This is a genomic window from bacterium (genome assembly GCA_035307765.1).
In the GTDB taxonomy this organism is placed as follows: Bacteria; Sysuimicrobiota; Sysuimicrobiia; order Sysuimicrobiales; family Segetimicrobiaceae; genus Segetimicrobium.
The window spans coordinates 20,550-46,884 of sequence record DATGHU010000047.1 but is presented as its reverse complement, the minus strand read 5'-3'; the positions used below and the strand labels follow the sequence as shown (position 1 = coordinate 46,884).

The following is a 26,335-nucleotide window of genomic DNA, read 5'->3' as shown; positions in this document are numbered from 1 at the left end:
CATGCCGTCCTTAGCACTAATTGTACCGGGACACGGGAGTCGGCGAAAGCGTAGACGAAGCGGGACGCGGAGAAAATAGGGCCTGAAATGGGCCTGGGCGTTACGGTTCCGGCAGTTTCAGGAGGCTCTATCTCCTATCCCCGTCGGGCGCTTGACCACGAATTGCGCCGACTCGTATACTGAATTTGACCGCAAGGATGCATCAGAACTTCTTTCATCAGGGAGGGACAGCGATGGAGCTCACCGGTAAGCGTGTGGCGGTGCTTGCGGAAGATTACTATGAGAACCTTGAACTCTGGTACCCTGTGCTGCGTCTTCGGGAGGCTGGTGCCCATGTGACGATCGTGGGGCCGAAGGCGGGGGAGTCCTACAAGAGCAAGGAAGGCTATCCGGCCAAGGCCGATCTATCGATGGACGACGCCCACGCCGCGGATTTTGATGCGGTCATCGTCCCCGGAGGATATGCCCCCGACCGGATGCGGCGCCACCAAGCCATGCTCCGGCTTGTTCGGGAGGCATTTCAATCGGGCAAGGTCGTCGCGTCAATCTGCCACGCCGCCTGGGTGCCCATCTCCGCCGGGATTCTCAAGGGGAAGACAATGACCTGCGTCAGTGCCGTCAAGGACGATGTCATCAACGCTGGCGCGCATTACGTTGACAAAGAAGTGGTCGTTGATGGGAACCTGATCTCATCACGCACCCCGCCCGATCTCCCCGCGTTCTGCCGCGAAATAATCAAGGTGCTGAATACGGCAAAGGTGACCGCTCGAACCTGACCGGACGGGTGGGGGCGAGGTCGTTGTGCGGGACGGGTGTGTTCCTGTGCCGCGTTCCAGTCGTATCTGTCTTGTCGAGAGCGCGGGGCCCGGCTTGACGCTGCCGGGTTCCGCGCCACTATGATTCTCGAGGGGTTCCCCGTCGGTCCGATAGGAGCCAATTGCTACATCTTCGGCGACGACACGACCCGCGAGGTTTTCGTGATCGACCCCGGCGACGAACCGGACCGGATTCTCGAGGCGCTCCGGCGGTTGGGTGCGCGCCCTCTCGCGTTGGTCAATACGCATGGGCACTTCGATCATATCCTCGCGGTCGACGTGGTGCGCCGGTCGACGGGGGCGCCGTTCTGGATTCATGAGGCGGAACGCGATATTCTCACGCACGGTCCGGCTCGGGCGAAGGCGATGTTTGGGCTCGACCTTCCGCCCGCGCCCGTCCCGGACAGGTGGCTCGCGGAGGGGGATCAACTTCGGGTGGGGGAACTGGCGGTCACGGTGCGCCACACACCCGGCCACAGTCCCGGGGGCGTGTGCCTGCTGGGGGACGGGCTGGTTTTTGTCGGCGACACGCTGTTCGCCGGAAGTATCGGCCGTACAGATCTGCCGGGGGCTGACGCGGCAACCTTGCTGGCCTCAATCACCCGGGTATTGCTGCCCCTGCCCGACCCGACCGTTTGCTACCCAGGCCACGGCCCTGAGACGACGATCGGGGAGGAGCGGCGGACCAACCCGTTCCTGACTTCGCTTCCGCGCGGAAAACGCTGATCCGAGTGTGCGACCCTCGGGTAACTCATCTTCCCCCTGACGGTGTCTCGTGTTCGTGCTCGGAACTGTAGCCGCGGCCTGCGGTTGGGTCTTCGTCGCTATCGCTCCTAGCACCACCGCCGCGGCGCGTCGAGGACTCCCGGCGCACCCGCGCCTCTCCGACCCACTGATGACCAGGGTCGAAGACGCCGCGCACACCGGTGCATGGGACTGGTCCCGCGAAGATGCGCGAGGCAATGCGTTAGGTTCTGTCGATCATTTGATGCCCGCCGAGAGGATGCATGAGGTGATTCGGGGCTCGGCGCAAACCGCCCCGCACCTTTCGCAAAACTTCTCATAAACTTCTCACCAAAACGAATGACGCGTTCGAATGGTAGGGACCCCCTCGTTCGAATGGCGGGCGCTTTCCCCCATTAGAACCAAGGGGGATGTTCATCTGACTCGAACCCCCCTTCTAGAAACTGGACCGAAGGGGAATATAACCATGGTGTCACAACGGGAGGGGTTTGGGGTCGTGATTGCCCGAACGGCCGGTGCATCCGACGGCTTTAGTCTCTTGGAGATCATCGTCGCCCTGGCGCTCGTGGCGGCGGCGATTGCCATCGCCTGGCCAATATTCAACTCCAGCCCCACCGCCCTCGCCGCGGACGTGCAGGACCTTCAAAACAACCTCCAGCTGACCCGCGAATTGGCGACGAGCCGTTCTCTGCACTATCACCTGAAGGCCACGGTGGCCTCCCAGTACCTGATCGAGCGGTGCACCGCCTTCGGCAGTTCGTGTACCGCTTGGGCGACGGAGCGCACGATTAGCTTGCGGCCCAATATCGTTTTTGACGCCCTGACCATCGGGACCGCCGCAGAGTTCAACACCCGCGGGTACCTCGCGGCCCCGGCAACAGCGGTGACGTTTACCCTGCACGATACCCGCCACGGCAATACGCTGTCGACTCATTGGACCAAGCTCGTCACGGTGAATCCGGTGGGGATGGTGGATAAGCAATGAGCATGCGGTGCCGACGATCCGAGGGCGGCTTTACCTTACTCGAGGTAATCGTTGCGGCGTTTCTCTTGGGGGTGGGTTTGATCGCGACCGCCCAACTCGTCGTGATGGCGACCGGGCAGGTTGCGTTGGCCCGGCAGCAGAGCGATGCTGCCTCCTTGGCCCAACAGACGGTGGAGGTGTATCGGGACCAGAACTTCATCAATCTTTTGAACGCCGTCGTCGGTGCCGGAGGGACCCAAACGATCACCACCACGCCCACGGTGGGGTCGCAGACGTATAACGTGCAGACGTCCCTGCAGGCGAATACCCCACAGGCGAACATGTTGACGATCATTGTCACCGTCACCTGGAATGGGGGACAGAGCTGGAGTGGAGGGAAAAGCTATGTTACGCAGACCATTATCAGCCCGCTCCAGTAGTCGAGGAGTCCGGGGATTCACGCTCAGTGAGGTCCTCGTGGCGCTGTCGATTGCGTCGCTGGTCGTTTTTGGGGTCGGCACGGGGTTCGTGTTCGTTACCCGGGCCTGGTCCGAACATCAAGCGCGGACGCAGGTACAGCAGAGTCTGCGGTCGACGATCGAGGCGCTGAACCGCGACGTGCGGATCGCGGGCGCCTGCATGCCGGTGAACAGCCTGAACCAGTCGCTCGCTCCCAACTTCGTCCCGCTGGCCGGAACGAATGGGACGAACGACACGATCACGGTCAGCGCGAACCCCACCTGCGGAAACGCCAACGTCGTGACCAATAATTGCAACGGGTGCTCGTCCATCACCGTCTCCGACAGCACGGGTTTCACCGGCGGGCAGTGGGCGTTCATCTCCAACGCCGGGGCGGGGGAGTTCTTTCTCATCTCGACGGTCGTCGTCGGAGCTCCGGGAACCGTCAACGTTGATACCCTCAAGGGGCCCTCTCTCACCGGCAGCTACCCCCGGAATACCAGCCAGGTCACCGGCGCCGACCAGCGCAAGTTCGCGGTCAGCACCTCCTGCGCCGGGTGCAACAATATCCCTACCCTGACCGTCCAGCTGCTGGGCGGTAGCCAGCTGCCCCTGGTCAAGGGGGTCGATAGTTTCAAGATTCAATACGTCCTCAACCGTTTGTGGAACGATCCCGGTAATCCCAATGGATCCGCCTGCAACGCGCAGACGGGAGGGACGCCCAACCTGTGCGTGGTCAACCTGCCCGGGTTGGCCCCGTCGCTCGCCGGCGATTGGAACCTGGTTCGGGCGATCGTTGCCAACGTGGATGCGCAGTCGACGATCACGGTGCGGGCGTCGGGCAGCGCCGATCGATTGTTGCACGAGCCCGCGTCGTTTGAGATCTCTCCCCGGAACTTGACGTTCCCCCAGAATCCCGGACGTTTGTAGGAGGACATTCATGAGACGATTGGCTCATCAGCAGGCTGGCGCCGCACTGATCTTGGTGGTGCTGGGGATCTTCATCCTGGTTGCCGTAGGCGGTTTCATCATCCTCGCGGTCGACCGGAACACCGAACTGCGGTCCGCGTTCCAGAAGAACGTCGCCGGATTCAACGCGGCCGAGGCCGGGATTCACGTCGGGGCGGTCACTGTGCTCAACGCCATGCAGAATTTCGCGCTGCCGACGAACTGCACCACGACCGGAACATCCTTCCCGCTCAACGGGCGGACCGTGACCTACAAGCTGAGCGTCCCCACGGGCGCCCCCTACAACGGATCGGCCGGGTCCTGCACCGAGGTGCCGCTCAGGACGACGGAGCAGGCGAACACGCCGTTTGCCGGGCTGAACGCGCAGGTGTACAAGTACAACCTGGTCTCCTTTTCGACGAATGCGCTGGGGTTCACGGAGGCGAGCATCAACAACCAGTTCGATTCCCACCTCATCCCGATGTTCCAGTTCGCGGCCTTCTACGCCGGGGATCTCGAATACCTGCCCGGACCGACGTTGATCGTCAACGGCCGGCTGCACGCGAACGGCAACATTTACCTCAACTCCGACGACTGCGGCGCGTCGATCAACGACGGAATGAACGTCCTCGGCCAGATTACCACCGCCGGGACCGTGTTCCGCGGTCGCAAAGACACTTCGTCGCTCAGCTGGAACAACGTCTACATCTCGAAGGACGGCACCTCCGGGAACATGGCGGTGTTCGGCACGGATTCCCCGGGCAGCACGAGCTGCGCGCAGGTGAACGTCCGGCAGATCGCGACGGGGGATCTCAACTTGATCAACAGCCCGGGGCAGGCGCGGGTGACGACGGGCATCGAGAACATCACGTTGCCCACGCCGAAGAACACCCTCTGTGTGCCGTGGATCACCGGGTGTTCGTCTACGCAGGGGACGTACTGGCAGAACTCCAACTTCCGACTCGTGCTCGACACGACAACCACCCAGGCCTTGAACGGCTCGGCGTGCCCGGGCAGCACGACGGCCCCGTGCCTGTACCCGGTCCGGGTGCTGAACGTCGACGGCAGCGTCAACGGCGTGGCGACGACGGCCCTGACCACTTTTATGAAGGCCGAGCCTGGGGCGATCACGTATACCGATGTGCCCACCGGTAGCTGGAACTGCAGCACGGATGCGACGTGTGAGACGGACGCCTACAACAAGAGCAGCAGCTACACTCAGGCCTTCCCGAAGAACGGGACGCTGGGATGCACGGTGAACCGCGGCCCCAGGGCGCAGATCAAGCCCATCCCGGTCGGGGTGGCCGGGTCCAACTATTGCTACGACTACCGGTACGGGGGGTTTTTCAACTGGCGCGAAGACAAACCCATCTTGATGATGAACGTCGATTGGATGGCGCTTGAGGAGTGGAACCGCAACAACGGGACGCCCTTCTTCAATCCGAACGTGACGACCAACAACGGGCTGGTCGTGTTCATGTCGGTGAAGGATACTACCGGCACCGAAGGATTCAAAGCCGACAACTACGGCGTGCGGATCTACGACGCGGCGCGGGCCCGCCGGGGGAGCACGGATCCGGGGGTGACGTTCGCGAGCGACCAGGCGGCGTACGTCACCGGCAACTTCAACTGCCCACAGCCACCCAGCAACCCGGTCGATACTTCGCCGGCGTCGTGCGGCGACGCGGTCTGGCCGCCGACCGGGTCGACGTCGCTGCAGAAACCGACCTCCATCGTCGCCGATACGGCGAACGTCCTGTCCTGCAACTGGATCGCCTCGCCGAACGCCGTCGGCAGTGGAACGGCCTGCACCGGGCCGAGCGGCAACGGTTACCAAATGGATACGGATCAGTGGGGCCCCGTGTGCGGGACCGGCTGTCGGCTGCAGGACGAGCTCAGCACATCTCAGTCGGGGACGGTCGACGGCGTGAGTTGCGGCGGGAATGGCTGTGCGGCGACGCAGACCATCGTGAACGCCGCGTTCCTGGCCAACAACGACCAGACGTGGTGCTCGGGCACGCCCAGCGGGCTCAACTGCGGGGAGTCGAATTACAGCGGCGGCCTTGAGAACTATCCCAGGTTCCACGAGGACTGGTCGGGAGTCAAGTTCTGGTACCAGGGATCCTTTGTGGCCATCGGCCTGCCCGACCACACCTGTTTCGAGGACGCCACCCAGCTGATCGCGGTCGCGAACGATCCCACGTACCCGTGCTCCGGGTTCCCGCAGGGGTTCTGGACGAACCAGCGATACTCGCCGCCGACGCGGCGCTGGTTCTACGACGTCAGCTTCAACAACGCGAACCTGCTGCCGCCGCTGACGCCGCGGTTCGTCTACTTGAACCTGGTGTATTTCTCCGAAGTCTTCCAGTAGGCGCCACGCGCGGAGGGATACGCGGGGGCGGCACCACGCCGCTCCCGCGTGCGCGTGGGGGCGAAGCGGCCGAAGGATCACCCTTTCACGCCGGGGAATACTCCGGCCATGTCACCGATCAGCGACCTGGCGCCAGTTCATGGGGCGGCACCCCGCGATCTCCGGGAACGGATGCGCAGCGGGGAGTGGCAGGGGCCGACGGCGGGATTGGCGTCCGGTTTTGCTCAAGCCAATCTGGTGGTGCTTCCCAGGGATACCGCCTATGATTTTTTGGTGTTCTGCCAGCGCAATCCCAAACCGTGTCCGCTGATCGACGTCACCGACCCGGGCAGCCCTCAGCCGGCGTACGCCGCCCCAGGGGCGGACCTTCGGACCGACCTCCCCAAGTACCGCATCTACCGGCGCGGGGAGATGGAAGCCGAGGTCACGGAGATCGTGCGGTACTGGCGTCCTGACCTCGTGGCGTTTCTCCTGGGATGCTCGTTCACGTTCGAAATGGCAATGCAGCATGCCGGCCTCCCCGTCCGGCATATCGAGGGGGGCCGCAACGTGCCGATGTACATCACCTCGATTCCCTGCCGGCCCGCCGGAGCGCTGCACGGGCCCATGGTCGTGAGCATGCGCCCGCTCCCTCCCGGGGGGATCTCTCGCGCTACGCTCGTGACGGGACGCTACCAGCGGGCCCACGGGGCTCCGGTGCATATTGGCGACCCCGGGGCGATCGGCATCCGCGACCTCGCCCATCCCGATTTTGGCGACCCGCCGTCCATGCAGCCCCAAGAGGTCCCCGTGTTCTGGGCGTGCGGGGTTACCACGCAAGCGGTTGCGCGGGCGGCCAAGGTCGAGTTGATGATCACCCACGCTCCCGGCCACATGTTCATTACGGATCTGCTGGACGAGGACCTCGCCGTCGGCTGACTCAATCGGGGAGCGGCCAAACCGCGGACCGACCGCACGGGATTCGCCGGCAACGACTCCATACGTGCGGGAACCCCCCCGCGCGGTCTGAGCGGGCGACCGGACCGCAAAGACGCGTCGAGCCTACATCTGGGAGGGTGATGCGCAGCATGCAGTATCGGATCGGCGTCGACGTGGGAGGAACGTTTACCGACCTGGTGGCGGCCGATGAGGAGGGGGGGGCCGTGGTGCCCGTGAAGGTGCCCAGCACGCCCCGGGCGCCCGCGGACGGAGTGCTCGAGGCGCTCCGGCGGTTCCGGGAGGGTCACCCCGTCCGGCAGACCTATCTCGTGCACGCCTCCACGATCGGAGCCAACCTCTTCCTCGGGCAGATCGGACTCGATCTTCCCCGGACGGCGCTGTTGACCACCGAAGGGTTCCGCGACGTGCTCGAGATCGGCCGCCAGCGCCGGGCCGAACTCTACAACGTCTTTTATCAGCGGCCCCGGCCGTTCGTCGACCGCCGCAGCCGGATCGGCATCCCGGAGCGCATGGATCCGTCCGGACGCGTGATTCGCCCCCTCGATGAGCGCGCGGTCCACGCGGCCGCCGCCCGGCTGGCGGAGGAGCAGGTGGAGGCGGTGGCCGTCGCCTTCCTCCACAGTTACGCCAATCCCGCCCACGAGCGGCGCGCCAAGGCGATCCTCCAGGCAGCGCTGCCGGGAGCGGTGGTGGTCGCTTCTCACGAGGTCGATCCGGAGTACCGCGAGTACGAGCGGACGAGCACCACGGTCATCAACGCGCTCCTCTCTCCCGTGGTCTCCCGGTACCTGCGTGGACTGGCGGCCCGGCTGCGGGAGCAGGGGAGTACCGTCCCCCTGTACGCGATGCAGTCGAGCGGTGGTATCACCACCATCGAAGGCGCGGCGTCCACCCCGGCCACGCTGATCGAATCGGGCCCCGCCGCCGGGGTGGTTGGGGCGGCCGCGCTGGGCCGGCGCCTGGGGCACGCGCGCCTCCTCAGCTTCGATATGGGCGGGACGACCGCAAAAGCTGGCGCCGTCATCGGCGGCCACCCGGAGGTCGTCCCCGAGTACGAGGTGGGGGGGACCGTCCACGCCGGGAGGATGGTGCGGGGCAGCGGGTACCCTGTCCGCGCGCCGTTCATCGATCTCGCTGAGGTGAGCGCGGGCGGGGGAACGGTGGCCTGGGTCGACGGCACCGCGCTCAGGTGCGGGCCGCTCAGCGCCGGCGCGGATCCCGGCCCGGCCTGCTACGGCCGCGGCGGGGACCGGCCCACGGTGACCGACGCCCACCTGCTCCTCGGCTGGCTCTCCCCCCAGGGCCTGCTCGGCGGAAGGATGCCGCTCGACCCGGGCGCCGCGGTGCGGGCGATGACGTCGGTCGCCAACCCCTTGGGCCTCGACGAGACGGCAACGGCGGCCGGGGTGGTTCAGGTCGTGAACGCGCAGATGGTCCGGGCTCTTCGGATCGTGTCCCTCGAACGCGGATACGACCCCCGCGAGATGGTGATGATCGCCTTTGGGGGGGCCGGGCCGATGCACGCCGCCGCGCTCGCGGATGAGTTGGGGATTCGGGAGGTGGTGATCCCACCACACCCGGGGTTGTTCTCTGCGCTTGGTCTGTTGAGCGCGGATCTGCGGTGCGACCGGGTGGAGAGCGTGATGCGGCCTCTCCATCGAGTCGAAGCCAGCTGGTTGGAGGAGCGGTTTCGCCGCCTCGAATTTGAAGCGCGCGAGGGGGTCCGAGACAGCGACGGCCAGCGGGAGATCGTCCTCCGGCGCGCTCTGGACCTCAGGTACGTCGGGCAGTCGTTTGAGTTGACCGTCCCGGGAGAGGTCGCGCTGTCCGCTGCGGCGGAGGCGTTTCGGGTCCGTCACGCCGACATTTACGGCTACGCGCCCACCAAGGAGCCGGTCGAGGTGGTGAATGCGCGCGTGACGGCGCTCGGCATCATGCCGTCGCTCGCCCTTTGGAAACCGTCGGCCGGAGGGGGGGAGACCGCAACGCCCGGGACCCGGCGCGCCTACTTCGAGGGCCGGTGGGCGGAAGTGCCCGTGATCGCCCGCGGCGCGTTAACCGCCGAGGGCCCCGTGCCCGGTCCGGCGGTCGTGGAGGAAGACGAGGCGACCACGATCGTGCCGCCCGGGTGGACCATTCAGGCGGGGGCGGCGGGGACGCTGCGCCTAGAGCGGAGGCAATCATGAAGCCCGACCCGGTCACCGTGGAGGTCATCCGGAACGCCATGATCTACGGTGCCGAAGAGATGGGGATCGCACTGCGAAACGCCAGCTACTCTCCCAACATCAAAGAGCGAATGGACCACTCGTGCGCGCTCTTCGACGTCGGAGCCCGGTTGATTGCGCAGGCGGAGCATATCCCGGCTCACCTCGGCTCGCTTCCCTGGGGGGTGCGGAACACCCTCACCCTGCTGCGCGACCGCCCCCAACAGCCCGGCGATGTGTTCATTCTCAACGATCCGTATATTGCGGGCACGCACCTCAACGACATCACGGTCGTCCGGCCGATCTTCTGGCAGGGGTCGATCGTGGGCTACAGCGTGAACAAGGCGCACCACGTCGACGTTGGCGGACGAACACCGGGGAGCCTGAGCAGCGACGCCCGGGAGCTCTGCGAAGAGGGGGTGATGATTCCGCTCCTCCGGATCCTCCGGGGTGGAGAGGAGGTTCCCGAGACCGTGGAGTTCATCCTCGCCAACGTCCGGTCGCCCGAGACGACGCGCGGCGACCTGCGGGCGCAGATCGCCGCGGCCTTACTCGGGGAGCGGCGGGTGGGGGAACTGCTCGATCGGTACGGGCGTGAGACGACGGAGGCGGCGTGGGAGGCGATCATGGACCAGGGGGAGGCCGCCGCCCGCCGGGCGTTCGCCGTGCTCCCCCCCGGGCGGTATGCCGCGGAGGACTGTCTCGAAGACGATCTGGCCGAGGGAGGGCTGCGCTGGATCCGCGTCGCCGTGACCGTGGAGGTAAGCGGGATCACGGTGGATTTCGCGGGCACCGACCCGCAGGTCCCGCGGCCGATCAACGCGATTTTTGGCGTCACCACCGCCGGGGTCGTGTACGCGCTGAAGAGCGTCTGCGACCCCTACTCGGTGATGAATGACGGCTGGCTCCGGGCGATCACGATCCGCGCGCCCGAGGGGACGGTGATCCGGCCGGTGCGGCCGGCGCCGGTGGGTGTGGGCAACACGGAGACCAGCCAGCGCGTCGCCGACACGGTCCTGCGTGCGCTGGCACAAGCGGCGCCCGGGCGCGTTCCCGCCGCATGCAACGGATCGATGAACAACGTTACCGTGGGAGGGTTCGATGACGGCCGCGGGCACACGTGGACGTTCTACGAGACGATCGGGGGGGGCATGGGTGGTCGGCCGGGGCTCGACGGCATCGACGGGATCCACTGCAACATGACGAACACAATGAACACCCCGATCGAGGCGATGGAGCAGTCCCTGCCGATGCGCTTCCGCACCTACGAGCTGCGGCCCGGCACCGGTGGGATCGGGCGGTGGCGCGGCGGGTGCGGCATCCGCCGGGAGTGGGAGCTCCTGGCCGATGAGGCGACCGTGTCGATCCTCACCGAGCGCACCCGAGTAGCGCCGTGGGGTCTGGAAGGGGGTGGACCCGGCGGGTTAGCCCGGCATCTGGTGCGGCACGCCGACGGCACCGAAGAGGTGCTCCCGCCGAAGCACACCACACACCTCCATCGGGGCGATGCGCTCGTGATCCAGACCCCCGGGGGGGCGGGGTACGGCGATCCGAGCGCTCGAGCCCCTGAGGCGATCCGGCGGGATCGAGAGGACGGACTCACCTAACCCGGCCGAGACGGCGGTCCAACCGGGACAAGATGCCCGAATTGCCCGACGTGGAGTTCATCGCGAGGATGCTGCGTCGGAGAGCGTCCGGACGCCGGATCGGCCGGGTGGAGATCTTGACCCCTTCCACCATCCGTTCCCCGTCCGCGCACGCCTTTCGCCGCCGCGTGCGCGGACGGATGATCGGCCGAGTCCGTCGGCGCGGAAAGTATCTGTTCATCGACCTCGATCGAGGTCTCACCGTGGTCGTCCATCTCAGAATGACCGGGGGTTTTGTCCTGGCCGCGCCCGGGACCCCCACGTCCCCCCACACGCGGGTCGTGTTCTCGCTCGGCGACGAGGAACTGCGCTTCACCGATCAACGCCGGTTCGGGCACATGGATCTCCTCTCCACCGCCCGCGTCCCCTCCCTCCCCGGGATCCTGCGGCTCGGGGTCGAACCGATGGGTCGCGGGTTCACTCTGGCGCGCTTTCGCGCGTTACTCCGCGGCCGCCGCGGCGCGCTCAAAGCGCTGCTGCTGCGCCAGGACCTCGTCGTCGGGATCGGCAACCTCTATGCCGACGAGATTCTCTTTCAGGCCCGGCTCCGCCCAGCGCGGCCGGTGGTGTCGCTGGGCCAGGCTGAGGTGGGGCGGTTGCACCGGGTGATCCGCCGGGTGCTGGGGCGGGGGATCGGGGTGCTGACCCGCGATCGGGGCTCGATCGGCGACCTTCTGGACGCGCGCGCTCCCGGGGGCGCCTGCCCGCGATGTGGGCGCGAACTCGCGGTGGCGAGGACCGCCGGTCGAGGTACCTACTACTGCCGGACCTGCCAGCGGTAAGACGCCGCGGGATCCTGCGGGCTGTTGACGCAGGGCTCAGGGGGGGGTGGGGGGCCACCGTCCGCTGGTCCCGATCGGCCCACCCGCAAAGGTCGCCGGGGCCTCCGGTGCGGACGCCGTGGGGGGTCGGCGCTCGGCCGCGCGATGGCCGAACCTGAGGAACGGAATCCCGGAGCTCACGGTGCGGAGTCGAGGCGTCCTCTCGAAGTTCACTACGGTCGCTTTGCGGTTCCTCGCACTTCCACCCCCGCCACCTGCTCCCAGACCTTGACCACGGCGGTGGTGTCCTCCCCATCGCACCCCAGCGCTCGGGCCATCGTGAAGGTGATCAGCGCCGCGGAGGTCATCGGCAGCGCCAGATTCACTTCCTGCGCTAGCTCTTGAGCAAGCCGGAGGTCCTTGTGTGCGAGATCCACCCGGAACGACGGCGTAAAGTGCCGCCGCAGGATTCGATCGCCGCGCCCGGGGATCTGGGCGCTGGCGCCCGATCCGGCGGCGAGGGCCTCGATCAGTTTCGCGGGATCGAGGCCGGCGCGGACCCCCAGCGGGAGTACCTCGGCCAGGACGGCCATCGAAGCGAGGGAGAGTATGTTGTTCATCAGCTTGGTCACATGCCCGGCCGCGGTGGTCCCCATGTGCAGGACCGTCCGGCCCATCGCCTCGAGTGCGGGCCGCACGCGGGCGAACACCTCTGGCGCCCCTCCCACATAAATTGTCAGGGTGCCTTCCCGTGCGCCGCGAATTCCACCGGTGATTGGCGCGTCGAGCATCGCGATGCCGCGTGCTTCCAGTTGCTTCGCCAGCATCCGGGTCGAGGATGGACGGCTCGTGCCCATGTCGACGAAGATGCCGCCCCGCGCCGCCTTCTCCAGGATGCCTCCCGGTCCGAGCACCACCGCTTCCACCTCGGTGGACGTCGGCAGGCATGCGATTACCACCGGGCACTCCTCGATCAACGCGCTCAACGACGGGGCGATCCGGGCACCCTTGGCCTCCAAGGCCCGCGCCGGGTCGGGCCGTCGGTGGATCACCGTGGTGAGGGGGAATCCCTTCTTCACGAGGTTTGCGGCCATGGGCTCCCCCATGGCTCCCACGCCGACAAAACCGATGCGCTCGTTCATGCCGGGACAGTTCTGGTCGGAGAGGAGGGCTTCCTCTCCGACGGGCCGTATCCAGGGAGCAGGAGGGTAGCGCATCGGTGCCGCCATCGACCTGCGATCTCGGCGAGAACTGCGGGGTATCCTCCGCAGGCGACAACACGAGATTGGTGCCCCGGATCACCTCGGGCACGTGCGACCGGTGCGTTCCTAGGGGCGACCTTGTGAGGACCGCACGAACCCCCTGCCCGGTCTCTGACCCGAGGGTGTCGGGTGGCACGAACCTCGCCGAGGTGGGACAGCGGGGGGCGTGCCCCACCATCGCCGAGAGTCGGGCCCGGGCGGGGTAGCGGTTGTGATCTACGACTGGCGCCGGACGATCGCCTACATCGATCAGAGCGGCAACGAAATGGAGCGGGCGAGGCTGCGGGGGTTGCTGGGGCGGCCCCGGCCGGAGGCCAAGATCGTCCGCACGCTCGAAGCCCGCCAGAACGATGACGGCGGGTTTCCCAATGAGCTGGTGGCGGGGCGATCCTCATCGATCGAGGCCACCGCGCTCGTCCTCGGGTGGATGCAGGACCTCGCCATCCTCGAGCGCGCGCCGGCGCAGCGCGCCGTGACCTACCTGCTCGCCGCGCAGCGACCCGACGGCTCGTGGGATGAGCCCCCGGGGTTGCTCAAGTACGGCCCGCCTCCCCGGTTCCTGCCGGGGGATGCACGCGTCCAGGCCCTCTGCACGGCCGTGGCTGCTTACTGGCTGGTGTTCCTCGGGTACCGTCAGGACCACGCGGTCACGCGGGCGATGGCCTACCTCCGGACCCGGCAGGCGGCCGAGGGGCGATTTCTCGGGTATCTCCGGACCACCTGGACGGCGGCCGCCGTCTTCCGCACCGTCGAGGGCGCCGGGTCTGTCACGGGTACCCGGGCTATCGACGCGCTGGCGGCGATCGAGGACGCCCGGTGGCATCCGGGAGCGCTCACCGGGATGCTGGGATGTTTGGCGGATTCAGGCGTGCCGATGTCGGTCCCCGTCGTCCGGCGCGGACTGGCAAGATTACGCACCATGGCACTCTCCGACGGTTCATGGCTCTCGGAGGACGGAGCGTTCTATCATGTCGAGGTGACCCTTGGAGCGCTTCGAGCCTTGCTGGCCTACGGGGTCGCATCATCCCCCGGAGATGCCGAACGGGGCGGGACCGTCGAGGGCTAGAGCGGCACCATCGGTGATGCGGGCGAACCGTGTGCGATAGGGGAGGGGGTTCATGAGCGAGCAGGTGCTGAAGCGGCTCCAGGGCCTGGTTGCGGAGGCCGTCGAAGAGCGGCGGGGATTGGTCGTGTACTCGCGCCTTCAGCCCGTCGAGATCGATCGGATGGCGCGACGGGTTGAGCGTGAGGCGATCGAGAAGGTTCGGAAGCTGATCCCCGAGTCAACGGACGACCAACAGGTGATGGGGCTTCGGAATCGCTTGAAGAAGATGCAGGACGAACTCGAACAGCTGGAGGGCCTTGCCGAGATCCGCGATCAAAGCCGGCTGATGCAGAATGACGAAATTATCTGGCAGGCGTTCGAGGATATCGCGTGGATGCTTGGAATCGAATGACCAGGATTTCGGCTACCGACGGCGGCCCCCGCGCTTCGCCTCGGTGTTTCGCTTGAGATCGAGGAGCCGCTCCTCGCTCTCCTTCATGAATTTCGCGAGTTTCTCATCGAACGAGGCTTTTGAACGAACCCGGGAGTGCCGCTCGGAGGGGTCGAGCGCCTGCTTGACGGAGAGGTCCAGCTTGCCCTTGTCGTTGTAGCCCAGGACTTTGACCTTGATCTTTTCCTGCTCCTTCAGGTAGTCGCGCACGTCCTTGACGTAAGTGTCGGCGATTTCGGAGATGTGCACAAGGCCGCTCTTGCCATCCGGAAGCTCGACGAACGCGCCGTAGTGAGTAATCTTTACGACTACGCCTTCCAGGACGGTGCCTGCTTCAAGACTCATACCCGATACGTGTCCCTCCCCAAAGAGATGCGAAGGGAATTATAGCCTACCCTCCATGGGGTGTCAATTCCGGTCTCGGGAGGCTTCCCTCGTCGAACGCCCGTACGGGGGTACCCGGCCTCGCTTCTGGATTTGCAGTGCCTCTTAGGGTGCATCCAGTAGGTGCGCGAGGAAATCCCGAATCCGGGTGATCAGAGGAGGAAGGGCGTTCGAATCGGGAGGCGCGGCCCCAGGCGGCGCCGCGCCCGGCCCCCGGGACTCCCCCGCGGTCCGCCGTGGGACGATGACCAATTCCATTTCCCCGGGCCGGAGCATACCGAGCTGCTCGCGGGCGAGGCGCTCGATATACTGGTCATCGGTCCGCAATCGGTGGATCTCGGCGTCGAGGGTGGCGTTTTCGGCAAGAAGTTCCTGGCGATGGCGCTCCAATCGCGCGGCCTCTCGCTCCAGCGCGTAGGTGCGGACGTACTGACCGACAAGCGCGACGAGAATCCACCCGGCCAGGCACCCGATCACGATCGCCAGAACCCGAGCCTGAAGCGATAGCGATGTTGCCCACGAAGATGGGCGGCGGCGTTTGGGGCTTGCGGCTCTCACCGTCGGTACCCCTGCTTCAGAGGTGGCGGATAGGCCTTTGGCGTGCGCCAGAGCACGGGGATGACCAGCGCAATCAAGCACAACAAGACCGCGACCCTGGCCTCCTGGCCGCGGTTCACCGAGTGGATGAAGCGCCGCCAGAACGGGGTGAGGGTCCCGTCGTGCTGGAGGTGAAACCACGCCAGGGCCACTTGCCGAAGGTATCGGGTGGTCTCCGGGAATGGCGGCACACCCTCGTGTTGCTCGACGGTGCCGGCCCCCGCGTTGTAGGCGGCGAGCGCGAACGGGAAGTTCCCTCCGAACCGGTCCACAAGCCGCTTGAGATACGCCGTGCCCGCCTCGAGGTTGGCCGCCGGATCGTCCATGCAGGGCGGGTCGGTGAGATGCGCGATCTCGGGGGCGCAGGGGGCGCCGGAAGGGAGCTCCCGCCAGGTATTTGGCAGAACTTGCATCAGGCCGTAGGCACCGCGGGCCGATCGAGCTCGGGCGTTGAATCCGCTCTCGGCGGCCACCACGGCGGCGACGAGGGCCGGGTTGAGGTGGTGCGCCTCGGCGATGCGGTTGATGAGGTCCGCGAACGGGATTCCGTGCACGGGGCGATCGAGCCCGGCTTCAAGAGGCAGGCGGGCGACCGCGGCCGCGACGTGAACCGTGGTGAGGTAGAGAACCGTAGCTGCGAGTAGGAGGGCCGCCAGACAGACGATCACGTAGGCGATCATCCATCGGGACGCCCCTCCCGGGCGGCGACCGATGGGCATCCCGGCCACAATTCTGGGGGGCCGGGGGAAATCCTTCCCGCGAATCGTGGCGTGCGCGTTTCGCGGCCGCACGGCGTGGGTGCCTAAGGGCCGCCCGCTGGGCGCGGCGCCGGGGCAAGCGCTGCGGCGCCCTGGTAGCGGGCGCGCGCCCCGAGGGCCTCCTCGATCCGCAGGAGTTGGTTGTACTTGCAGACCCGCTCGCTCCGCGCCGGGGCGCCCGTCTTGATCTGCCCGGCCCCCGTGCCGACGGCGAGGTCGGCGATCGTCACGTCCTCCGTTTCTCCCGACCGATGGGAGATGATCGCGTGCCAACCGTGCCCGCAAGTCATGCCGATCGACTGCAGCGTCTCGGTCAACGTTCCCACTTGGTTGACCTTGATCAGGACGGCGTTGCTCGCCGCGCGCTGAATCCCCTGGGCGATCCGGGCGGGGGCGGTGACGTACAGGTCGTCCCCCACCAACTGGACGCGGTCCCCCAGCCGGCGCGTCAGCGCCACCCAACCGTCCCAGTCGTCTTCGGCGAGCCCGTCCTCGATCGATACGATCGGAAATCGATTCAGGAGGCCCGCGTAGTAGTCGATCATCCCCTCCGTCGGGCGGACGTCCCCCCCCTGCTGCAGCGCGTACCGGCCGTCCCGGTAGAAGGTGGTCGATGCGGGATCGATGGCCAAGGCAACGTCCCGGCCCGGCGCGAATCCGGCCCGTTCGATCGCGAGGACCAACAGCCCCAGGGCCTCCTCGTTGTTCTCGAGGTGCGGCGCGAATCCGCCCTCATCGCCGACGCCGGTGCTGAGCCCGCGTGTCTTGAGGACGTGGTGAAGGGCGTGATAGGTCTCGGTCCCCATCCGGAGGGCCTCGGCGAACGTGGGGGCGCCCACCGGCACGACCATGAACTCCTGAAAGTCCAGGGCGTTATCGGCGTGCTTGCCGCCGTTGAGGATGTTCATCATGGGGACGGGGAGCGTGGTGGCCTCCGCGCCGCCCAAGCGCTCGAACAGCGGGATGCCGGCTTCGGCGGCCGCCGCGCGCGCGACGGCGAGTGAGACTCCAAGAATCGCGTTGGCGCCGAGGCGCCCTTTATTCGCCGTCCCGTCCAAGGCGATCATACGTCGGTCGATCTCCTCCTGATCCTGCGCCTCGCGGCCGACGAGCGCGGGGCCGATCGTGTCGCCGACGTGGGACACGGCGTGGCGCACTCCCAGTCCACGATACCGCGTTGCGTCGCCGTCCCGCAGTTCCACCGCTTCGTGCGCGCCGGTGCTGGCTCCCGAGGGGACCGCGGCCCGCCCCTGCGTGCCCGTGGAGAGCGTGACCTCGACCTCCACCGTGGGGTTCCCCCGTGAATCGAGGATTTCGCGCGCCCTGATTGTCCGAATCGCCGACACAATTTCGCCTCCTTACATCAGCGGGTGTTCGTCGAGGACGTCCACACACGGGGCTCGCCCCGGTCGCCCGCTGGGGATGACGAGCACGCGGGCGCGGAGCCGCCGCATCCCCACGTCGATGGCGAGGATGTCGCCCGGCCGGACCGGCGCCGCGGGCGCGGCGGCCCGGCCGTTGACGGTGACCCGTCCGGCGTGGCACAGGCTGTTCGCCAGCGCCCGGCGCTTGACCAGCCGGCTCACCTGCAGGAACTTATCGAGTCGCATGCCAGAGCGCAAACAGTTCGTCCGGCGTGCACTCGCGACCCGGGCGTGCGCGGGCGCTGGCCTCCAGGCGCTTGAGCCGTTCGCGGAACCTCGCGCACGCATCGCGAAGCGCCTGCTCCCCGTCGAGCCCAAACCACGCCGGTAGGCCGGCGACGGTGAAGAGCAAATCCCCGATGACCTCGGGGAGGGGGGTGGGATCTCCGCCCGGGGCCGCGGCGAGCGCCGTCAACGCTTCGTGACCGCTGGCAACGGCCTGGTCCAGGGCCGGCCGTGTGAATCCGGCGCGGCCCGCCCGTTCCTGCATCTGCTGCGCCAGCGCGAGCGCCGGCAGCGCACGCGGCAGGCCGTCCACCGCGCTCCGTTCCGTCGAGTCCTGCGCCGCGGGGCCGTGGAGCCCCTCCGCGCGTTCTTCCGCCTTGATCACCTCCCAATTGGCCAGCACCTCTCCGGATCCGGTCACCTGCGTATCGCCGAAGACATGCGGGTGTCTCCGGATGAGCTTCTCCACGAGGCCGGAGACCACATCGTCGATGGTAAACGTGCCGGCCTCCGCGGCCATCTGCGCGTGGAAGACAACCTGGAGCAGCAGGTCCCCGAGCTCCTGACGGAGACGATCGGAAGCGCCCGAGTCGATCGCCTCAAGGGTCTCGTACGTTTCCTCCACGAGATACGCTCGCAGCGTCGCATGGGTTTGCTCGCGATCCCACGGGCAGCCACCCGGGCCCCGCAGGCGGCCCATCGTGGCCACCAGGTCGTTGAACGTCGCCCTCTTGGTGCTCATCACCGCTCCTCCGGCCGAGGGATGGACCGCTGCCCCTTACCGCTCGGCCCGGCCGAGCGGCGCTCGGGCGGCCCGCACCGGGGCCTTGTCGGGAACGGCCAGCGCGTCGAGTAGGTCGCCGACCCGCGGGATCATCTCCGGCAACCCGCCGGCGTCGGCGCGGACCAGGATGCCCTCCGGGGTCAGTTCGATCCGGCCGGGCCATGCTCCGGCCAGCACTCGCGCACGGTCGCCCGTATTCGACGGATCGGCGAGGCGGAGGAGCACCCCGGTCCGTTCCTGCGAGATCGACGCGACCCCAGCCCGACGAGCCAGGACGCGGAGCCTGATGACTTCGGCGAGGTGCTGGACGGGTTGGGGGAGCGGACCGTAGCGGTCCCGGAGTTCGTCGACCGCGGTCCGGCCCTCCTCGACCGTCCGGGCGGCCGCCAGTTGTCGGTAGGCGGCCATGCGCTGCGCGGGCGACGAGATATACGTGTCCGGCAGGTACGCGGCGATGTCCAGGTCGATCGCCACCTCCATCGGCTCCTCGACGGACTCCCCCCGGGTTTCCCGGAGTGCCTGCTCGAGGAGCTGCGTGTACAGGTCAAACCCGACCGCGGCCAGGTGGCCGTGCTGCTCCGGGCCGAGAAGGTTCCCCGCCCCCCGGATCTCCAGGTCGCGCATCGCCAGCCGCAGCCCCGACCCCAACTCGACGAACTCACGCATCGCCATGAGGCGCTGCTCGGCCTCCCCGGTGAGCCGGGCGTGCCGGGGGTACAGGAGGTAGGCGTAGGCCTGGCGGTCCGCCCGCCCGACCCGCCCGCGCAACTGGTAGAGTTGGGCGAGGCCAAGGCGGTGGGCGTCCTCGATCACGATGGTGTTGACCCGCGGGATATCCAACCCGATCTCAACGATTGTTGTGCACACCAAGACATCGTACCGCCCTCCCAGAAAATCGAGCATGATCCGTTCCAGGCGCTCTTCGGGCATCTGCCCATGGGCCACGGCGATGCGTGCCTGCGGGGCGAGCCGCCGGAGGCGCGTGGCGGCCCGCTCGATCGTTTCCACGCGATTGTGGATGACATAGACTTGCCCCCCCCGGCCGAGCTCTTGCTCGATCGCCTCGGCCACCAACGCCGGATTCTCCTCACGGATCACGGTCCGGATCGGCTGCCGGGCGTCGGGCGGCGTTTCCATGACCGAAAGATCGCGCAGCCCGGCGAGCGACATGTGCAGGGTGCGGGGGATGGGGGTGGCGGTCAGGGTGAGCACGTCCACCTGTGTGCGGAGCTGCTTCAGCCGCTCTTTATGCGTGACGCCGAACCGCTGCTCCTCATCGACGATGACGAGCCCGAGGTCCTTGAATTTGACGGTTCGACTGAGGATCCGGTGTGTGCCGACAAGCACGTCGACCGCCCCGGTCCGGACGGATTCGATGACGGCGTTCTGTTCCTTGGGCGAGCGAAATCGGCTGAGCATTTCCACCCGGACCGGAAAGGCGGCGAACCGTTCGCGGAATACCGTGAAGTGCTGCTGGGCCAGGATCGTGGTCGGGACGAGCACCGCAACCTGCTTGCCGTCCATCACCGCCTTGAACGCGGCACGGACGGCGACCTCGGTCTTTCCGTAGCCGACGTCGCCGCTGACGAGGCGGTCCATCGGACGCGAGGTTTCCATGTCCCGCTTGACGTCCTGGATCGCCTGCCATTGGTCGGGGGTCTCCTCGTAGGCGAACGCCTCTTCCATTTCTCGCTGCCAGGGTGTGTCGGGGGCGAAGGCGTGGCCGGTTTTGCTCTCGCGTGCCGCGTAAAGTGTGAGCAGGTCCCTGGCCATCTCTCGCGTCCGCTCGCGGACGCGGCGCTTTTCCCGTTCCCATTCGGTGCCGCCGAGACGGTGGACCTGGGGAGCCTGCCCCTCGACGCCGACGTACCGCTGCACGAGATTGATCTGATCGGTCGGTACGTACAGGGCGTCTCCCTGCGCGTACCCGAGGTGCAGATAGTCGCGCTCGCCGCCGCCCATGGCGAGCCGCTCAAGCCCCCGGTAGACACCGATGCCGTGATGAATGTGCACGACCAAGTCGCCCGGGGAGAGGTCGCTCCAGCTCGAAAGATGCGCGCCGTCGTGCAGCCACTTCAGGGGACGCCGTCGCCGCCGCCAGCCGAGGATCTCCGCATCGGTCACCACGACCAGGTCGTCCAGCGTGAATCCGGTGGTCAGGGCTTGGGGGGCGACGAGCAAGCTCCCAGGCGCCGGAGGTTCGTCCAGGCGCCCCGCGAGCCCGGCGGAAAGGTGGTGGTCGCTGAGCAACTCCACCATCCTATGCGCCTGGCGGGTGGCGACGACGATGCGGCGGCCGGCTTGGCCCCACTTGCGGAGTTCGCGGGCGAGCCCCTCGATCTGCCCGGCGAACGACTCGACCGGACCGAACTGGATCTCGACCGCCTGCCCACGGGCGGGCCGGTGGAGGGCCGACAGGGCGCCGGTGCGGTGGGCTTCCAGCGCGGCGGCGATCGTCTCCCAGGATACCAGGGGCATGGGCGCGTCGGGGGGCACCCGGCCCGTTTCCATCCCCCGCTGGCGGGCGGCGATCGCCTGGTCGTACAGGCCGCGCGCCTGGCGTTCGAGTTCATTGGGTTCGTCCAGGATGCACACCGCGTCCGGCACGAGATCCACGAGCGGGATCCCGGCACCGGGGTCGGATCGGGCCGGCAACAGCGTGATCCCGGCGAGCCCCTTCACCGTTCGTTGGGTTTCTGCATCGAAGACGCGGACCGACTCGACTTCGTCACCCGCCCACTCGATGCGGACCGGGTCGCCGCCGGTTGACGGGTAGACGTCGATCAGCCCGCCGCGCACCGCCATCTCCCCTGGCCGCTGCACGAGGTCCGCGCGCTCGTACCCGGCGGCGGCAAGCTGCCGGACGATCTGTTCGAGATTCCCCCGGCCTCCGACGGTGAGGTCCACCCGCACCGTGTCCACCCAGCGTGGGTCGGCAACGCGGTGGAGGGCACCGGCCGCCGACGTCACGATGACGTGCGGCCGACCGCGCCGAACGCTCTCCAAAACCCGCTGGCGCGCGCCCTCCATCTCGACCGGCGGCCGGTCCTCGGGGTTGAACGATTCCCAAGGCGTCAGGAGGTGCGCGGCGTAGCGGTCGGAAGGGAGGAACGCCGCGAGGTCGTCGGCCAGCTTTTCCGCGTGATCCCGTTCGGGGGTCATGATCACCCAGGCTGGGGCGTCGACGCGGGTGACCAGGCCGCCGATCACCAATGCTTTCGCCGCCCCGCTGGGACCGGTCACCCAGGGGTGGCGGCGTTGTGCGAGTTGCTCGCACACGAACAGAAACTCCCGCCTGCGGATCAGCAGCGGGAGCATCCCGGACAATGTCATCAGAAACCCTCCGCCCGCCTATTGTACGGGAGGGAGGGAAAACGCGTCAACCGGAGGGGAACCGCGCCCGAATGCGGCGCGGAAGGCGACCGCACCCCTGCGTTCGATGAGCCGGAACCGGATGCTCCGCGGTCGCGAACGGTCGGGGGGGGCCGGCCCGACTGCCGGACCAGGCGAAGTTACGACACCGTCGGATGGGCGGGGGTTTCCAAGGGGCGCCGGCCGCGATACCAGTTCGTGATCGGGAGCCGCCGGTCTTTCCCGAACGCCTTCGGCGTAATTTTGATCCCGGGGGGAGCCTGGCGGCGCTTGTATTCGTTTCGATCGACCATGGCGATCACCCGCGCCACCATCTGGGTGTTGAATCCTTGCGCCACGATCTCCTCGGCCGATCGATCGTCCTCCACGTAGAGCTGCAGGATCGGGTCGAGCACCTCGTACGGCGGCAGCGTATCCTGGTCCGTCTGATTTTCCCGGAGCTCCGCCGTCGGCGCACGCTCGATCACGCCCGTCGGAATCAGGGGTCGGCCCGCCTTGGCGTTTCGCCACTTGGCGAGGCGATACACGAGGGTTTTGGGGACGTCCTTGATCACCGCGAATCCTCCGGCCATATCCCCGTAGATCGTCGCATAGCCCACGCTCATCTCGCTCTTGTTCCCGGTCGTGAGGACGAGCCAGCCCATTTTATTGGAGAGGGCCATGAGGAGATTGCCGCGTGTGCGGGCTTGGAGATTCTCTTCCGCCACGTCGCGGGCGCGGCCGGCGAAGGTCCCGGCGAGCACTTGGTCGTAGGCGGCGATGACGGGATCGATCGGCAGCTCGAGAAGCTCGATGCCCAGCGCTTTCCCCAGGCTTCCCGCGTAGCGTCGGCTCGCCTCCGAGGTGAATCGAGAGGGCAGCAGGATGCCCTTTACCGACTCCGGCCCCAAGGCATCGGCGGCGATGCAGGCGACGAGCGACGAGTCGACACCGCCGCTCATCCCGAGCACCACCGTCCGCATGCCGTTCTTGCGGACGTAGTCGCGCGTCCCAAGGACGAGAGCCCGATAGACCTCCTCGGTGTCCTCAGGCGGATCGACGATGGCGCGGGCGGTGAGCGGCGCGGGTGCTCCGCTGGGATCGTCGCGCGAAAGCGTGAGGACGGGAACCCGCACGCCCTCGCTCTGCAGCGCATCGGAGGTGCGGATCGGGTTGTACCGGCGGATGCCGCGGATCGCTTCGATGTCCAGATCCGCGGTGATGAGGCGTTCCTCGAACGCCGGCCCGCGGGCCACGACCTCCCCGGCGGCATCGAGGATCACCCCGAGTCCGTCGAACATCAGCTCGTCCTGTCCCCCCACCAGATTGTTGTACGCGATCGCGATGGCGTAGTCGCGCGCCCGGGTTTTGAGCATCTCCTCCCGGACCCGCCACTTGCCGGTGGAATAGGGCGAGGCGTTGATGTTGATGGCGATGAGTGCGCCGGCCAGCGATTGGGCGAGCAGCGGTCCGCCGGGCGCCCAGATGTCCTCGCAGATGCTCACGCCCACCGGGATTCCCCGGATCACGAATACCGGACTCTCCACCCCGGGTTGGAAATATCGCTTCTCGTCGAAGACTCCGTAGTTCGGCAACCGCATCTTCCTGTACACTCCGGCGACGCGTCCCGCGTGCAGAACCGCGGCGGCGTTGTAGAGGTGATCGCCGGAATCGACGAACCCGACGATCGCCGCGGTGCGGGTGACGTGTCGGGCGATCTCATCGAGGCACGCCAGGTTCTCGTGCACAAAATCCGTCTTGATCAGGAGATCCTCGGGCGGATACCCGGTGACCGCCAGCTCCGGGAACGAGACGACGTCCGCACCCAGCGCCTGGGCCTCTTCGATCCGCTCGATGATCTTTCGGGTGTTTCCCTCGAAGTCCCCGACGGTGGTGTTGATCTGGGCCATCGCGACCCGAAACCGACTCATCTCGGTCCCCCCGCAGACAGGGTAGGTTTGAGCCAGTCATCATTATAGCATTGAGCCTCGAACGGCGAGGGCCCCGCCGCCGGGCGGGGCCCTCGGTCACATTCCGCGCGGGTCTGCGCCTAGACGTCGTAGTACAGGAAGAACTCGTAGGGCACCGGCCGGATGTTTACCTCGTGGAGTTCCCTCGTGCGCTTATAGTCGATCCACGTGTCGAGCAGGTCCCGGGTGAAGACATCCCCCTCCAGGAGAAACTCATGGTCGGCTTCGAGCGCATTCAGCGCCGCCCCCAGCGATCCGGGCACGCTCTTGATCTTCGCGGCCTCCTCGGGCTCCAGTTCGTAGGTGTTCTTGTCCATCGGGCCAAACCCCGCCTTCCGCGGGTCGATCTTCCGCTTAATCCCGTCCATCCCGGCCATCAGCTGGGCGGCGAAGGCCAGGTAAGGGTTGGCGGTCGCGTCCGGACACCGGAACTCGATCCGCTTGCTCGTCGCCGCCGCCGGGCCGGAGAAGTACATCGGGATGCGGACCGCGGCGCTGCGGTTGCGCTGGCTGAAGGCGATGTTGACCGGGGCCTCATAGTGCGGGACCAGCCGCCGGTAGGAGTTGGTGGTGCACGCGCACAGCCCGAGGAGCGCGTCGACGTGGGTGAGCAGTCCGCCGATGTAGTAGAGGGCCTCCTGGCTGAGCTCGGCGTACCCGCCCTCGCTGTAGAAGATGTTCTGGCCGCCCTTCCAGAGGCTCTGGTGGGTGTGCATTCCCGTCCCGTTGTCTCCGAACAGGGGCTTCGGCATGAACGTCGCCGTCATCCCGTGGCGGCGCGCGACATTCTTGACGATGTACTTGTACCCCAACAAGCTATCCCCGGTTCTGGCGAGGGTATTGTACTTCATGTCGATCTCGCCCTGTCCGGCGTGACCGACCTCGTGGTGCTGCATCTCCACCTCGATCCCCCACTTCTCCATCTCCAGCGTCATCTCGCTGCGGAGGTCGAGCATGGTGTCCGCCGGCGGGACGGGAAAGTAGCCTTCCTTGACCCGCATTCGATTGGCCAGCCCGGGCTGCCCCGAGTTCCACGTCGCCTCGGTGGAGTCGATGCTGTATCCCATGCGCTGCGGGAGGACCTCGTACTGCACGTTGTTGAACACGAAGAACTCCGCTTCCGGCCCCCAGTAGCTCGTGTCCGCGATGCCAGACGCTTTGAGGTGTTCCTCAGCTTTTTGCGCGACATACCGCGGATCCCTCGAATACGGCTTTCCGGCGACCGGGTCGTTGACGTTGCAGATGACCGACAGCGTCGGGATCTCCGTGAAGGGGTCGGGACGCGCCGTCGTCGGGTCGGGCATCAACAGCATGTCGCTTTCCTGAATCGCCTGAAAACCGCGGATACTGCTGCCGTCGAACCCGATGCCCCGCGAGAACGTCCTCTCGTCCACTTGGCTGGCCGGGATGGTGGTGTGCTGCCAGGTGCCCGGAACGTCCACGAACTTCAGATCCACCATCTTGATGCCGTGCTCTTTGATGTACGCGACCACCTCGCGTGCGGTCATATCCTTACCAGCCATTCCTCCACCTCCGCGTCCCGGCCGGGACAGAGTGCACTGCTGGAGGGCACACAAAAAGCCCCCCGAGCGCTGAGCGCCCGGGAGGCGTCATGGCCCCCGGTACCGCTATTCACTACGGGATTTTTATACCATGCGCACGAGGGGAAGTCAACCGCCTTTCGGGGACGCCGAGGGTCCCGCGGTCGCGGGCGCCCCCGGCGTTCCCCCTGGTTTTTCTATCCAAAGAGGCGCGGTTTCCCGAGGAGCGCCCGCAATGACATGATTTTCCCGATGTGGTACCACCGGTGCGCGTTCGCAAAGTTGAACATCCCCGCGTAGTTCTTCCAGAGCCCTCGGGGGCCCTCATCCGCGGCGTCAAGGTTTGCCTCCGCCACCACTCGCACCAGGGCCTCGTGGCTGTCGTCGAAGGCCTGGACGATCTGAGCGAGGGGGGGGTACTCAGCCTTCCCACCGGTCCCGCTCTTGAACAGATCCGCGTACGTCGCCGGCAGCGCCGACCCGGGCGTGACGCCGGCGCGCCGGCTGAAGTTCGCGTTGGTGAGCGCCAGGTGTCCCACCTGCCAGATCACCGGGGACAGCGCCGAGTGCGGCATCCGGCGCGCATCGTCGTCGGAGACCTCGCTCAGGGCGTACCGGACGGCCTGGTGGCTGCCGGCGAGTTGTTGCTGGAGCAGCGTCCGTTCGTCCATCGTCATTCCTCCTCGCATCCG

Annotated in this window: 23 protein-coding genes; 12 read left to right on the top strand and 11 right to left on the bottom strand. The window is 67.1% G+C overall.

Annotation, left to right across the window (positions count from 1 at the left end):
- Nucleotides 1-233 precede the first annotated feature (233 nt).
- From VKV57_16875 to mutM, 10 genes are all read left to right on the top strand, one after another.
- The gene (locus tag VKV57_16875) at nt 234-776 is read left to right on the top strand and encodes a type 1 glutamine amidotransferase domain-containing protein (protein HLW61577.1); all 543 of its coding nucleotides are present in this window, start codon (nt 234-236) and stop codon (nt 774-776) included.
- 120 nt (nt 777-896) lie between these two features.
- The gene (locus VKV57_16870) at nt 897-1,541 is read left to right on the top strand and encodes an MBL fold metallo-hydrolase (protein HLW61576.1); all 645 of its coding nucleotides are present in this window, start codon (nt 897-899) and stop codon (nt 1,539-1,541) included.
- Nucleotides 1,542-2,025: 484 nt separating this feature from the next.
- Nucleotides 2,026-2,544, top strand: coding sequence for a prepilin-type N-terminal cleavage/methylation domain-containing protein (locus VKV57_16865; protein HLW61575.1), 519 nt, complete (start codon nt 2,026-2,028; stop codon nt 2,542-2,544).
- On the top strand, nt 2,541-2,963 hold the full coding sequence (locus VKV57_16860; protein HLW61574.1) for a prepilin-type N-terminal cleavage/methylation domain-containing protein: 423 nt from the start codon (nt 2,541-2,543) through the stop codon (nt 2,961-2,963). The genes VKV57_16865 and VKV57_16860 overlap by 4 nt, the downstream gene beginning before the upstream one ends.
- 37 nt (nt 2,964-3,000) lie before the next feature.
- Nucleotides 3,001-3,912 carry a hypothetical protein gene (locus tag VKV57_16855; protein HLW61573.1) on the top strand — a complete coding sequence of 304 codons (912 nt, stop codon included), beginning with the start codon at nt 3,001-3,003 and terminating at the stop codon, nt 3,910-3,912.
- Between the two features lie 10 nt (nt 3,913-3,922).
- The gene (locus VKV57_16850) at nt 3,923-6,301 is read left to right on the top strand and encodes a hypothetical protein (protein ID HLW61572.1); all 2,379 of its coding nucleotides are present in this window, start codon (nt 3,923-3,925) and stop codon (nt 6,299-6,301) included.
- A 108-nt stretch (nt 6,302-6,409) separates the two neighbouring features.
- Entirely contained in the window at nt 6,410-7,219 is an 810-nt protein-coding gene (locus VKV57_16845) for a putative hydro-lyase (GenBank protein HLW61571.1), read from the top strand.
- A gap of 140 nt (nt 7,220-7,359) precedes the next feature.
- The gene (locus VKV57_16840; protein ID HLW61570.1) at nt 7,360-9,426 is read left to right on the top strand and encodes a hydantoinase/oxoprolinase family protein; all 2,067 of its coding nucleotides are present in this window, start codon (nt 7,360-7,362) and stop codon (nt 9,424-9,426) included.
- Complete coding sequence (locus VKV57_16835; protein ID HLW61569.1) at nt 9,423-11,051, top strand: hydantoinase B/oxoprolinase family protein; 1,629 nt, start codon at nt 9,423-9,425, stop codon at nt 11,049-11,051. Before VKV57_16840 ends, VKV57_16835 begins: the two co-directional genes overlap by 4 nt.
- Before the next feature lie 32 nt (nt 11,052-11,083).
- Nucleotides 11,084-11,872: a bifunctional DNA-formamidopyrimidine glycosylase/DNA-(apurinic or apyrimidinic site) lyase gene (gene mutM, locus VKV57_16830; protein ID HLW61568.1), complete on the top strand. Its 789-nt coding sequence runs from the start codon at nt 11,084-11,086 to the stop codon at nt 11,870-11,872.
- Between the two features lie 212 nt (nt 11,873-12,084).
- Here the strand turns inward: mutM and VKV57_16825 are convergent, their stop codons facing one another.
- Nucleotides 12,085-13,068, bottom strand: a complete 984-nt coding sequence (locus tag VKV57_16825; GenBank protein HLW61567.1) for an NAD(P)-dependent oxidoreductase — start codon at nt 13,066-13,068, stop codon at nt 12,085-12,087.
- 211 nt (nt 13,069-13,279) lie between these two features.
- Here VKV57_16825 and VKV57_16820 point away from each other — a divergent pair, with 211 nt between their 5' ends.
- Nucleotides 13,280-14,179 (top strand): prenyltransferase/squalene oxidase repeat-containing protein, encoded by a 900-nt coding sequence (locus VKV57_16820; GenBank protein HLW61566.1) that lies wholly within the window; start codon nt 13,280-13,282, stop codon nt 14,177-14,179.
- A gap of 52 nt (nt 14,180-14,231) precedes the next feature.
- Nucleotides 14,232-14,570 carry a hypothetical protein gene (locus tag VKV57_16815; GenBank protein ID HLW61565.1) on the top strand — a complete coding sequence of 113 codons (339 nt, stop codon included), beginning with the start codon at nt 14,232-14,234 and terminating at the stop codon, nt 14,568-14,570.
- A gap of 12 nt (nt 14,571-14,582) precedes the next feature.
- On the opposite strand, the gene VKV57_16810 is transcribed toward VKV57_16815, so the two are convergent.
- From VKV57_16810 to VKV57_16765, 10 genes are all read right to left on the bottom strand, one after another.
- A complete protein-coding gene (locus VKV57_16810) occupies nt 14,583-14,954 on the bottom strand; it encodes a S1 RNA-binding domain-containing protein (GenBank protein ID HLW61564.1) in 372 nt (123 codons plus the stop codon).
- Between the two features lie 144 nt (nt 14,955-15,098).
- A complete protein-coding gene (locus VKV57_16805) occupies nt 15,099-15,551 on the bottom strand; it encodes a septum formation initiator family protein (GenBank protein ID HLW61563.1) in 453 nt (150 codons plus the stop codon).
- Nucleotides 15,548-16,270: a lytic transglycosylase domain-containing protein gene (locus VKV57_16800; GenBank protein ID HLW61562.1), complete on the bottom strand. Its 723-nt coding sequence runs from the start codon at nt 16,268-16,270 to the stop codon at nt 15,548-15,550. The genes VKV57_16805 and VKV57_16800 overlap by 4 nt, the downstream gene beginning before the upstream one ends.
- A 122-nt stretch (nt 16,271-16,392) precedes the next feature.
- Nucleotides 16,393-17,694, bottom strand: coding sequence for a phosphopyruvate hydratase (gene eno, locus VKV57_16795; protein ID HLW61561.1), 1,302 nt, complete (start codon nt 17,692-17,694; stop codon nt 16,393-16,395).
- A gap of 12 nt (nt 17,695-17,706) precedes the next feature.
- Nucleotides 17,707-17,958, bottom strand: a complete 252-nt coding sequence (locus VKV57_16790) for a S4 domain-containing protein (protein ID HLW61560.1) — start codon at nt 17,956-17,958, stop codon at nt 17,707-17,709.
- Nucleotides 17,945-18,739 (bottom strand): nucleoside triphosphate pyrophosphohydrolase, encoded by a 795-nt coding sequence (gene mazG / locus VKV57_16785; GenBank protein HLW61559.1) that lies wholly within the window; start codon nt 18,737-18,739, stop codon nt 17,945-17,947. Before mazG ends, VKV57_16790 begins: the two co-directional genes overlap by 14 nt.
- 36 nt (nt 18,740-18,775) lie before the next feature.
- Entirely contained in the window at nt 18,776-22,114 is a 3,339-nt protein-coding gene (mfd, locus tag VKV57_16780; protein ID HLW61558.1) for a transcription-repair coupling factor, read from the bottom strand.
- Between the two features lie 179 nt (nt 22,115-22,293).
- Entirely contained in the window at nt 22,294-24,063 is a 1,770-nt protein-coding gene (locus tag VKV57_16775) for an NAD+ synthase (protein ID HLW61557.1), read from the bottom strand.
- 119 nt (nt 24,064-24,182) lie between these two features.
- On the bottom strand, nt 24,183-25,625 hold the full coding sequence (gene glnA, locus VKV57_16770) for a type I glutamate--ammonia ligase (protein HLW61556.1): 1,443 nt from the start codon (nt 25,623-25,625) through the stop codon (nt 24,183-24,185).
- Nucleotides 25,626-25,840: 215 nt separating this feature from the next.
- Nucleotides 25,841-26,314: a DinB family protein gene (locus VKV57_16765; protein ID HLW61555.1), complete on the bottom strand. Its 474-nt coding sequence runs from the start codon at nt 26,312-26,314 to the stop codon at nt 25,841-25,843.
- Between the last annotated feature and the right edge of the window lie 21 nt (nt 26,315-26,335).